The sequence below is a fragment of the Streptomyces sp. BK340 genome (assembly GCF_007827595.1).
GTDB lineage: Bacteria > Actinomycetota > Actinomycetes > Streptomycetales > Streptomycetaceae > Streptomyces.
This window is the reverse complement of sequence record NZ_VISR01000015.1, coordinates 101,492-112,779: the sequence shown is the minus strand read 5'-3', so window position 1 is coordinate 112,779 and position 11,288 is coordinate 101,492. Positions and strand designations below refer to the sequence as shown.

Sequence of the window (11,288 nt, the reverse complement as noted above, 5' to 3'; positions counted from 1 at the left end):
ACTTCGCCGAGGCCTCGCACGCTTTGCATACAGTGGCAGGACCGGCAGGAAAACAGCGGTTTCGACGACCGCCTCCGCTCGCGAAGGGACGTACATGCCCATGGGTCACACGACCACAGCCGAGGCAGGCTCCGGGGGCCTGACAGCGACCGAGCACCGTCTGGCCAACGGTCTGCGCGTGGTGCTCTCCGAGGACCACCTGACCCCGGTGGCGGCGGTGTGCCTCTGGTACGACGTCGGCTCCCGCCATGAAGTCAAGGGACGCACCGGCCTGGCTCACCTTTTCGAGCACCTGATGTTCCAGGGGTCGGCGCAGGTCAAGGGCAACGGCCACTTCGAGCTGGTGCAGGGCGCCGGCGGCTCCCTTAACGGCACCACCAGCTTCGAGCGCACCAACTACTTCGAGACCATGCCCACCCACCAGCTGGAGCTCGCCCTCTGGCTGGAGGCCGACCGCATGGGCTCCCTGCTCACCGCCCTGGACGACGAGTCCATGGAGAACCAGCGGGACGTCGTCAAGAACGAGCGCCGCCAGCGCTACGACAACGTGCCCTACGGCACCGCGTTCGAGAAGCTGACCGCCCTCGCCTACCCGGAGGGCCACCCCTACCACCACACGCCGATCGGCTCGATGGCGGACCTGGACGCGGCCACCCTGGAGGACGCGCGTCAGTTCTTCCGCACCTACTACGCACCCAACAACGCGGTGCTCTCCGTGGTCGGCGACATCGACCCCGTGCAGACCCTCGCCTGGATCGAGAAGTACTTCGGGTCGATCTCCCCCCACGACGGCAAGCCCGAGCCCCGCGACGGCTCCCTGCCCGAGATCATCGGCGAGCAGCTGCGCGAGGTCGTCGAGGAGGAGGTCCCGGCGCGTGCCCTGATGGCCGCCTACCGGCTCCCGCAGGACGGCACCCGCAAGGCGGACGCGGCCGACCTCGCCCTGACCGTCCTCGGCGGCGGCGAGTCCTCCCGCCTGTACAACCGGCTCGTGCGCCGCGACCGTACGGCCGTCGCGGCCGGCTTCGGCCTGCTGCGCCTGGCCGGCGCGCCCTCGCTCGGCTGGCTGGACGTGAAGACCTCCGGTGACGTCGAGGTGCCGGTGATCGAGTCCGCGATCGACGAGGAGCTGGCCCGGTTCGCCGAGGAGGGCCCCACGGCCGAGGAGATGGAGCGCGCCCAGGCCCAGTTGGAGCGCGAGTGGCTGGACCGGCTCGGCACGGTCGCCGGCCGCGCCGACGAACTGTGCCGGTTCGCCGTCCTGTTCGGCGACCCGCAGCTCGCCCTCACCGCCGTCCAGCGCGTCCTCGAGGTGACCCCCGAGGAGGTCCAGGAGGTCGCCAAGGCCTGCCTGCGCCCCGACAACCGCGCGGTCCTCGTCTACGAGCCGAAGCACCCGGAGACCGTCCAGGACGCCGACGTCCCCGAGGACCCGGAGCAGGAAGCCACCGTAGAGGCCGGCAACGACAACGAGGAGACGGCCAAGTGACCGAGCTCGCCACGATGGACTTCCACCCCCAGCCGCAGCCGGGCGAGGCCAGGCCGTGGGCGTTTCCCGCTCCCGAGCGCGGCACGCTGGACAACGGCCTGACCGTGCTGCGCTGCCACCGCCCCGGCCAGCAGGTCGTCGCCGTCGAGGTGCTGCTGGACGCGCCCCTGGACGCCGAGAAGCCCGGCCTGGAGGGCGTCGCCACGATCATGGCGCGGGCCTTCTCGGAGGGCACCGACAAGCACTCCGCCGAGGAGTTCGCCGCCGAGCTGGAGCGGGCCGGCGCCACGCTGGACGCGCACGCCGACCACCCCGGCGTCCGCCTCAGCCTGGAGGTCCCGGCCTCCCGCCTGGCCAAGGGCCTCGGCCTGCTCGCCGACGCCCTGCGCGCGCCCGCCTTCGACGACAGCGAGGTCGAGCGGCTGGTCCGCAACCGCCTGGACGAGATCCCGCACGAGCTGGCCAACCCGGCCCGCCGCGCCGCCAAGGAACTCTCCAAGGAGCTGTTCCCGGCGACCTCGCGCATGTCGCGGCCGCGCCAGGGCACCGAGGAGACGGTCGAGAAGATCGACGCGGCGGCCGTACGCGCCTTCTACGACCGCCATGTGCGGCCCGCCACGGCCACCGCGGTCGTCGTCGGTGACCTCACCGGAACCGACCTGGACGAGCTGCTCGCCGACACCCTGGGCGCCTGGACCGGCACGCCGGGCACGCCGCGGCCCGTGCCGCCGGTGAGCGCCGACGACACCGGCCGGGTGGTCATCGTCGACCGGCCGGGCGCCGTCCAGACCCAGCTGCTCATCGGCCGGATCGGGGCCGACCGGCACGACCGTGTGTGGCCCGCCCAGGTGCTCGGTACCTACTGCCTCGGCGGCACCCTCACCTCCCGCCTGGACCGCGTCCTGCGCGAGGAGAAGGGCTACACCTACGGCGTGCGCTCCTTCGGACAGGTCCTGCGTTCCGCGCCGGACGGCTCGGGCGCCGCGATGCTCGCCATCAGCGGCTCCGTGGACACCCCGAACACGGGTCCCGCCCTGCAGGACCTGTGGACGGTGCTGCGCACACTCGCGGCGGAGGGCCTGACCGACGCCGAGCGGGACGTCGCCGTGCAGAACCTGGTCGGTGTGGCGCCGCTGAAGTACGAGACCGCGGCGGCCGTCGCGAGCACGCTGGCGGACCAGGTCGAGCAGTACCTGCCCGACGACTTCCAGGCGACCCTGTATCAACAGCTCGCCGGCACCGGCACCGTGGAGGCCACCGCGGCGGTCATCAACGCCTTCCCGGTGGACCGTCTGGTGACCGTCCTCGTGGGTGACGCGGCCGAGATCAAGGCGCCGGTCGAGGCACTCGGCATCGGCGAAGTCACCGTCGTGGCGGCCGAGTAGCGGCATCACGGCACCCCGCGCGCGTGGGGCCCTGACGATCCGACGGTTCGTCAGGGCCCTTTGCCGTGCACAGCCCTTCCTCAGATGTCCGAATTGCGGCAGAGGTTGCCTGTCTGGCCTGTGGGATGCGCTACAAAAGCCCGGATCCGTTTGGGGATCGAAAGTCGGGCCGCATAGCGTCGACCGGGCTGTTCGTCAGGCAGTGCGCCGCGCCCGCGGCACCGGACAGTCATCGCCGAGTCCCCCACGGCGCGAGCCAGGGGAGCCGGGGACCCACCGCAGTCCCTGGGGTGAATCGGACGCCCGCGCTCCGGCGAGGGGGTCCGTAGGAGACCTTCCTGCTCCGAACCCGTCAGCTAACCCGGTAGGCGAGAGGGAAGGAAAGGACCAGCCACTTCATGGCGTTCATGTACGCCACCGGGAAGCACCGCAAGCCCGGCCGGGTCAAGCGCACCACCGTCCAGGCGGCCGGTGTCGCGGCCCTCACCACCACCGGTGTCGTCGGCACCCTGGCGGCCAGCCCGGCGCTCGCCGCGGACAACTCGGTCGAGGACACCGGCCTCACCCCGGTCATCACCGTCAGCGACACGGTCGCCGAGCAGATCGACGCGCAGGCCGAGGCCCAGCTGGTGGCCGCCCGGCAGAAGGCGGCCGAGGAGGCCGCGGCCAAGGTGGCCGCCGAGGAGGCGAAGAAGGAGCGCGAGGCCCAGGCCCGCGCCGCGCGAGAGGCCGAGCGCAAGCGCCTGAACGCGTTCGTCGCCCCGATCGCGCACTCCTACGTCTCCACCGGCTACAAGGCCAGCAGCTCCCTGTGGTCCTCCGGTTCCCACACCGGCATCGACTTCCACGCGGCCAGCGGTACGTCCGTCCACGCGGTCGGCTCCGGCACGGTCGTCTCCACCGGCTGGGGCGGCGCGTACGGCAACCAGATCGTGATCCGGATGGCCGACGGCATGTACACCCAGTACGGCCACCTGTCGTCCATCGGCGTCGTCGTGGGCCAGAAGGTCCTCTCGGGCCAGCAGATCGGTCTGTCCGGGGCGACCGGCAACGTCACCGGACCGCACCTGCACTTCGAGGCCCGTACGACCCCCGAGTACGGCTCGGACGTCGACCCGATCGCCTATCTCCGCCAGCACGGCGTGAACGTCTGACGCTCCGGCACACGACATCCCGAAGCCCCGGCTCGCGAGCCGGGGCTTTCGCCGTTTTTCGCGGTGTCCGCCGCACCCGCTGTCCAAAAAATATCCATGGATTCCGGCCTGCCGTCGGAAATTCCGGCTCATTGCAATAGAGTCACGGAACGGACGTCCATCGTCGGCGTTTCACGGGGATTAAGGCGGAGGTCGGTCATGCGTATTCCGGCGCATTCGGTGTGCACGGCGATCCGGGACGACATCGTCGCGGGTGTCTACGAGCGCGGCGGCCGCCTCACCGAGGAAGTCCTCGCCCGTCGTTACGGCGTCTCGCGCGTCCCCGTCCGTGAGGCCCTGCGCACCCTGGAGGCGGAGGGCTTCGTGGTGACCCGGCGGCACGCGGGCGCGTGTGTGGCCGAGCCGACCGAGCAGGAGGCCGTCGACCTGCTGGAGATGCGCACGCTCCTGGAGCCGCTCGGCGCCTCCCGGGCCGCCCAGCGGCGCACCGAGGCCCATCTGAAGGTGCTGCGGGGCCTGGTCCGGCTGGGCCAGGAGCGGGCCAGGCGGGGCAACAGCGAGGACCTGCGCTCGCTGGGCGCCTGGTTCCACGAGACGCTGGCGCAGGCCTCCGCAAGCCCTTCGCTGACCTCGATGCTGACCCAGCTGCGGCACAAGATCGCCTGGATGTACACGGTGCCGGCGCCGCCGAGCCCGGTGGACTGCTGGGCGGAGCACGGCGCGATCGTGGACGCCGTGGCACGCGGCGACAGCGAGCGCGCGCGGGCGATCACGGCGATGCACACCGAGCGCGCGACGGCTGCGCACCGGCTGCGGTTCGCCTCGGGCGGGGACCGTCCCGAACGTGTGAGGAACTCGCAACATGCCGTAAACATGCCGAGCCTGCGGCATTAACACGGGCGCCGTATACAAAGAGGGATATTCGGTGGGCGGATATTTCCGCTGCCCTTTTCTCCGGCGCGCCGTCAATTCACGGTAGCGCGCCTTCGGTGTGCCTGCGGTGAATTTCCCGGACCGGGCACCAAAAACGCGGAAGCCGCGCCACCCGGAAAGGGTGGCGCGGCTCACCGGCATGCCTCAGACGGTCTCGGGGAGCTCTTCCAGGCCCTCGGAGACCAGCTTGGCCAGACGGTCCAGGGCGATGTCCGCGCCCTCGGCGTCGGAGGCGAGGACGATCTCCTCGCCGCCCTGGGCGCCCAGGCCCAGGACAGCCAGCATGGAGGCCGCGTTGACGGGGTTGCCGTCAGCCTTGGCGATCGTCACCGGGACACCTGCGGCCGTGGCGGCCCGGACGAAGATGGAGGCGGGACGGGCGTGGAGGCCCTCGGCCCAGCCGACGTTGACGCGGCGCTCAGCCATGTGTTGCTGCCCTTCGGTGTTCAGGGTTGTCTAGACCAGTTTCCCATATCGCGAAGCGTGCCCGGCGCGGACCTTCGTTCCGCTCCGGTGTGTCGCCGGACCGCGGCCTCGGTCCGGCTTCCGTCCTCACAGACTGCCTCGCGCCGTTGTCGTACGCGAGCCTTACTCTGGGGCCCATGCAGAGCCCGGCGGACCGGCAGGACCGGCACGAGTACCCCGCCCACTGGGAGGCGGACGTTGTGCTGCGCGACGGGGGTGCCGCGCGCATCCGGCCCATCACCGTTGATGACGCCGACCGCCTCGTCAGCTTCTACGAGCAGGTCTCGGACGAGTCGAAGTACTACCGCTTCTTCGCGCCGTACCCACGGCTCTCCGCCAAGGACGTCCACCGCTTCACGCACCACGACTTCGTGGACAGGGTGGGACTTGCCGCCACGATCGGCGGCGAGTTCATCGCCACCGTACGCTATGACCGCATTGGTCCCGACGGTCGGCCCGCCTCCGCGCCCGCCGACGAGGCCGAGGTCGCCTTCCTGGTGCAGGACGCCCACCAGGGCCGCGGGGTCGCTTCCGCCCTCCTGGAGCACATCGCCGCCGTCGCCCGCGAGCGCGGGATCCGCCGCTTCGCCGCCGAGGTGCTGCCCGCCAACACCAAGATGATCAAGGTGTTCACGGATGCCGGGTACACGCAGAAGCGCAGTTTCGAGGACGGCGTCGTACGCCTGGAGTTCGACCTCGAGCCCACCGACCGCTCGCTCGCGGTGCAGCGCGCGCGGGAGCAGCGCGCCGAGGCCCGCTCGGTACGGCGACTGCTGGCGCCCGGCTCCGTCGCGGTCGTCGGCGTCGGCCGCGCGCCCGGCGGGGTGGGCCGCAGCGTCCTCGGCAACATCCGGGACGCCGGCCACCCCGGCGATCTGTACGCCGTGAACAAGGCCTTCCCCGAGGACCTCAAGGAGGTCGACGGGGTGCGCGCGTACCGCTCGGTGCGGGACATCGACGGCCCGGTGGACCTCGCCGTCGTCGCCGTACCGGCCGAGCACGTGCCCGCGGTCGTCGCCGAGTGCGGCGAGCACGGGGTGCAGGGACTGGTCGTCCTGTCGGCCGGGTACGCCGAGAGCGGGCCCGAGGGGCGCGAGCGGCAGCGGGCCCTGGTCCGGCTCGCGCGCGCGTACGGCATGCGGATCATCGGCCCGAACGCCTTCGGTGTCATCAACACCGCGCCGGACGTCCTGCTGAACGCCTCGCTCGCACCCGAGATGCCCCGCCCGGGCCGCATCGGCCTGTTCACACAGTCGGGGGCCATCGGTATCGCGCTGCTGTCCCGGCTGCACCGGCGCGGGGGAGGCGTCACCGGGGTCACCGGGGTGTCCACCTTCGTGTCCGCCGGGAACCGGGCCGACGTGTCCGGCAACGACGTCCTCCAGTACTGGTACGACGACCCGGAGACCGATGTCGTCCTGATGTACCTGGAGTCCCTCGGCAACCCGCGCAAGTTCACCCGCCTCGCCCGGCGCACGGCGGCGGCGAAGCCGCTCGTCGTCGTGCAGGGCGTGGGATCCGCGCCGCAGGGGCACGCGGTACGGGCCACACGGCTGCCGCACGCGACCGTCTCCGCGCTGCTGCGGCAGGCCGGGGTGATCCGGGTCGACACCATCACCGAACTGGTCGACGCGGGGCTGCTGCTCGCCCGGCAGCCGCTGCCCACGGGGCCGCGCGTGGCGATCGTCGGGAACTCCGAGTCGCTGGGCGTGCTGACGTACGACCGCTGTCTCGCGGAGGGGCTGCGGCCGTCGCCGCCGCTGGACCTGACGACCGGGGCGACGGCGGCGGACTTCCACCGGGCGCTGTCGCGGGCGCTGGCGGACGAGACGTGTGACGCCGTCGTCGTCACGGCGATCCCGGCGATCGGGGAGGGATCACCGGGGGACGCGGAGCTGGCCGAGGCGCTCCGGTCGGCTGCGGCTGCCGTCCCGGGCAAGCCGGTGCTGGTGGTGCACGTGGAGCTCGGGGGGCTTGCGGAGGCGTTGTCGGCCGCGGCCAGTACGGCACCGCAGGCCCTTGCGAAGGCACCCGGCGCCGAGGGCGCCGCCCGCCCGTTCCACCCTGCGGAACGACTGCCCACCGCGGCGACACCCGTACCCGAAAGCCCCGAGAACCCCACCCCTGAAGGCACCGGCTCCCGCCTCATCCCCGCCTACCCCGCCGCCGAGCGCGCCGTCCGGGCCCTTGCCGAAGCCGTGAAGTACGGGCAGTGGCGGCGGGAGGCCGCCGATCCGGGCAAGGTGCCGGAGTACGACGACATCGACGAGAAGGGGGCCGCCGAGCTGATCGGAGCACTGCTGGAGCGTGGGCAGGGGCTCACGACCGGGCAGGCGGAGACCTGCGAGCTGCTCGAGAAGTACGGCGTCCACGTGCGCCGGGCGCTGGCCGCCCCCACCCCGGACGCCGCCGCCGCGGCCGCCCGCACCCTCGGCTACCCCGTGGCCCTCAAGGCCACGGCCCCGCACCTCAGGCACCGGGCCGACCTGGGCGGCGTACGCCTCGATCTGGCGGACGAGGAGCAACTGAGGAGGGCCTACGCCGAGTTGACCGAGCTCTTCGGGCCGTCCGAGGAGCTGCGGCCGGTGGTGCAGGGGATGGCGCCCCGCGGCGTCGACACGGTCGTACGGGCGGTGATCGATCCGGCGGCAGGGGCCGTGCTGTCCTTCGGGCTCGCCGGGGCCGCCTCACAACTGCTCGGGGACATGGCGCACCGGCTGGTCCCGGTCACCGACCGGGAGGCGACCTCACTGGTGCGGTCGATCCGGACGGCGCCGCTGCTGTTCGGCTGGCGCGGCTCCACACCCGTGGACACACCCGCGCTGGAGGAGCTGCTGCTGCGGGTGTCCCGGCTGGTGGACGACCACCCCGAGGTCGTCGCCGTCACCCTGGAGCCGGTCGTCGTCGCCCAGCACGGCGTGAGCGTCCTCGGCGCCACCCTGCGGCTCGCCCCGCCACCAGCCCGCGACGACCTGGGCCCGCGCACACTGCCGGCCTACTGAGGGGGAGGGGGCCCGTGGAGATCGCGAGGCTCGTGCGCGCCCTGGGCGAAGCACCGCCCGTCGTCGTCGCGTTCGAAGCGGATGCCGGCGGGCGCGAACCCGTCTCCCGTCCGATCGCCGCCGAGCGTCCGGACATACTGACGGGACTCGTCCCGCGGCACTCGCGCACGGGTGCGAGGGCCGCCACAGGTACGCGCGACTGGCCCGGACCCCCCTTGCCCACGGATTAAGATGGACGCCATGGCCAAGACCAGTACGACGACCCAGGGGCTGCGCACGGCGATCGAGCGCAGCGGCTACTACCCGGCCCTCGTGTCCGAGGCGGTGGAGGCCGCTGTGGGCGGCGAGCCGATCCGGTCGTACCTGGTCCACCAGGAGACGACGTTCGACCAGAACGAGGTGCGGCGGCATGTGACCGTCCTCGTCCTCACCGGCAACCGGTTCATCGTCAGCCACACCGACGAGCAGGCCGCCGACAGCACCTCCCCGACGCCGTACGCCACGACGTCCACGGAGTCCGTGAAGCTCGGCCGGATCTCGTCGGTCGTCGTCAGCCGCGTCGTCGCGAACCCGGAGCAGTACACGCCGGGCACGCTGCCCCGCGAGGTCGTGCTGACCATCGGCTGGGGCGCGGTCAGCCGCATCGACCTGGAGCCCGCCGCCTGCGGCGACCCCAACTGTGAGGCCGACCACGGCTACACGGGCAACTCCACGGCGGACGACCTCAGCCTGCGCGTCAGCGAGGCCGGGGACGGCCCGGAGACCGTGCGCCAGACGCTCGCCTTCGCGCAGGCCATCTCCGAGGCGACCGCGGACATCACGCGCTGATGTCCCACCCGTCTCCCTCCGCCGCCCATGACCGAGGGCGCACCGTGCCCGCATCTGCCGCCCCTTACTCCTGGGGCCACCCCGAACCGCTCCCCCTGGACACCGCGCCGCTGCCCGAGTACGGCACCGGATCCCTCGCCGACCTCCTCCCGACCCTGGCCGCCGGCCTCGGCGTACCCGGCACGACCGCCGCGATCACTGAGCTGACCCCGGTGGACCGGGCCTGTGTCTTCCTGGTCGACGGGCTCGGCTGGGAGCAGTTGCGGGCGCACCCCGACGAGGCCCCCTTCCTCACCTCGCTGCTCGGCAGCTCGCGCGGCGGCACCGGACGACCGCTCACCGCCGGCTACCCGGCGACCACCGCGACCTCCCTGGCCTCCGTCGGTACCGGTCTGCCCCCGGGCGCCCACGGCCTGCCCGGCTACGCCGTCCGCAACCCGGCCACCGGCGAGCTGATGAACCAGCTCCGCTGGCAGCCGTACACCGACCCGCGCCCCTGGCAGCCTTACCCCACGATCTTCCAGCTGGCCCACGAGGCCGGGGTGCACTCCGCCCAGGTGTCCTCGCCCACCTTCCAGCACACCCCGCTGACCAAGATCGCGCTCAGTGGCGGCACCTTCCACGGACGGCTCACCGGCGAGGACCGCATGGACCTCGCCGCCGAGCAACTGGCCGCCGGTGACCGCTCCCTGGTGTACACGTACTACGCCGAGCTGGACGGCGCCGGACACCGCTACGGCGTCGCCTCGGACACCTGGCGCGGACAGCTCATGTGCGTCGACCGGCTCGCCCAGCGCCTGGCCGAGCAGCTGCCCCCGCGCAGCGCCCTGTACGTCACCGCCGACCACGGCATGGTCGACGTCCCCTTCGACGAGCAGCACCGCATCGACTTCGACGAGGACTGGGAGCTGCGCGCCGGAGTCGCCCTGCTCGGCGGGGAGGGACGGGCGCGGCACGTGTACGCGGTGCCGGGCGCCGAGAACGACGTGCTGACCGTCTGGCGCGAGGTGCTCGGCGAGCAGTTCTGGGTGGCCTCGCGGGACGAGGCGATCGCGGCGGGCTGGTTCGGGCCGCAGGTGGACGACCGGGTGTACGCGCGCATCGGTGACGTGGTCGCGGCCGCGCACGACGACGTCCTGATCATCGCCTCCGAGCAGGAGCCCAAGGAGTCGTCGCTGACCGGCAACCACGGTTCGATGACCCCCGCGGAGCAGCTGGTCCCGCTGCTCGAAGTACGCTCCTGAACCTCCCCGCCCTGTGACCACTCCCCGAAAGGTGCTCAACTTCTCATGCCCGAGCTGGTGTTCTTCTCCGGAACGATGGACTGCGGGAAGTCGACACTGGCTCTCCAAATCGCGCACAACCGTTCGGCTCGCGGTCTGCAGAGCGTGATCTTCACGAGGGACGACCGTGCGGGGGAGGGCAAGCTGTCGTCGCGCCTGGGGCTGGTGACCGAGGCGGTGGAGGCGACGCCCGAACTGGATCTCTACGCGTTTGTGGTGGAGCTCATGTCGCGAGGCGGCAAGGTCGACTACGTCATCGTGGACGAGGCCCAGTTCCTGCTGATGGAGCAGATCGACCAGCTGGCCCGGATCGTGGACGATCTGGGCCTCGACGTGTTCGCGTTCGGCATCACCACGGACTTCCGGACCAAGTTGTTCCCCGGCTCGCAGCGGCTGATCGAGTTGGCGGACCGGGTCGAGACGCTGCAGGTCGAGGCGATGTGCTGGTGCGGGGCACGGGCCACCCACAACGCACGGACGGTGGGTGGCGAGATGGTCGTCGAGGGCGAGCAGGTCGTGGTGGGGGACGTGGGCGTGGCCGCGGAGATCGTCGGGTACGAGGTCCTGTGCCGCCGTCATTACCGCAAGCGGATGACGAGCGCGACGGCGCGAGCGGCGGCACTCTCACCTGACGTGCTGCCGGTGACGTCCGGCTGACCTGTGCCGCCACGGCGAGGCCGGCCGGCAGCACACCATCAGGAGACCGCCGCACCGCTCGGCGCCGTCCTTGACCACGATCAAGTTGGCCT

9 protein-coding genes and 1 riboswitch are annotated in these 11,288 nt (G+C 72.0%); of the genes, 8 read left to right on the top strand and 1 reads right to left on the bottom strand.

From position 1 onward, the window contains the following. The first annotated feature begins 94 nt into the window (after window positions 1-94). From FB157_RS25265 to FB157_RS25250, 4 genes are all read left to right on the top strand, one after another. A complete protein-coding gene (locus tag FB157_RS25265; protein ID WP_145882927.1) occupies window positions 95-1,489 on the top strand; it encodes a pitrilysin family protein in 1,395 nt (464 codons plus the stop codon). Continuing rightward, complete coding sequence (locus FB157_RS25260; protein ID WP_145882926.1) at window positions 1,486-2,874, top strand: pitrilysin family protein; 1,389 nt, start codon at window positions 1,486-1,488, stop codon at window positions 2,872-2,874. The genes FB157_RS25265 and FB157_RS25260 overlap by 4 nt, the downstream gene beginning before the upstream one ends. 223 nt (window positions 2,875-3,097) lie before the next feature. Next, a riboswitch (cyclic di-AMP (ydaO/yuaA leader) is annotated at window positions 3,098-3,260 on the top strand. A 12-nt stretch (window positions 3,261-3,272) separates the two neighbouring features. Then, on the top strand, window positions 3,273-4,028 hold the full coding sequence (locus tag FB157_RS25255; RefSeq protein ID WP_145882925.1) for a M23 family metallopeptidase: 756 nt from the start codon (window positions 3,273-3,275) through the stop codon (window positions 4,026-4,028). A gap of 198 nt (window positions 4,029-4,226) precedes the next feature. Further along, on the top strand, window positions 4,227-4,922 hold the full coding sequence (locus FB157_RS25250) for a GntR family transcriptional regulator (protein WP_145882924.1): 696 nt from the start codon (window positions 4,227-4,229) through the stop codon (window positions 4,920-4,922). Window positions 4,923-5,105: 183 nt separating this feature from the next. On the opposite strand, the gene FB157_RS25245 is transcribed toward FB157_RS25250, so the two are convergent. After that, window positions 5,106-5,387, bottom strand: coding sequence for an HPr family phosphocarrier protein (locus FB157_RS25245; protein WP_071381868.1), 282 nt, complete (start codon window positions 5,385-5,387; stop codon window positions 5,106-5,108). A gap of 176 nt (window positions 5,388-5,563) precedes the next feature. On the opposite strand from FB157_RS25245, the gene FB157_RS25235 reads away from it, so the two are divergent. The 4 genes from FB157_RS25235 (at window position 5,564) to FB157_RS25220 (ending at window position 11,196) form a co-directional block, all read left to right on the top strand. After that, on the top strand, window positions 5,564-8,428 hold the full coding sequence (locus tag FB157_RS25235) for a bifunctional GNAT family N-acetyltransferase/acetate--CoA ligase family protein (RefSeq protein ID WP_145882923.1): 2,865 nt from the start codon (window positions 5,564-5,566) through the stop codon (window positions 8,426-8,428). Between the two features lie 231 nt (window positions 8,429-8,659). Continuing rightward, complete coding sequence (locus FB157_RS25230) at window positions 8,660-9,256, top strand: DUF5998 family protein (protein ID WP_145882922.1); 597 nt, start codon at window positions 8,660-8,662, stop codon at window positions 9,254-9,256. After that, window positions 9,256-10,500: an alkaline phosphatase family protein gene (locus FB157_RS25225; RefSeq protein WP_145882921.1), complete on the top strand. Its 1,245-nt coding sequence runs from the start codon at window positions 9,256-9,258 to the stop codon at window positions 10,498-10,500. The genes FB157_RS25230 and FB157_RS25225 overlap by 1 nt, the downstream gene beginning before the upstream one ends. A gap of 45 nt (window positions 10,501-10,545) precedes the next feature. Continuing rightward, on the top strand, window positions 10,546-11,196 hold the full coding sequence (locus FB157_RS25220; protein WP_145882920.1) for a thymidine kinase: 651 nt from the start codon (window positions 10,546-10,548) through the stop codon (window positions 11,194-11,196). Window positions 11,197-11,288 lie beyond the last annotated feature (92 nt).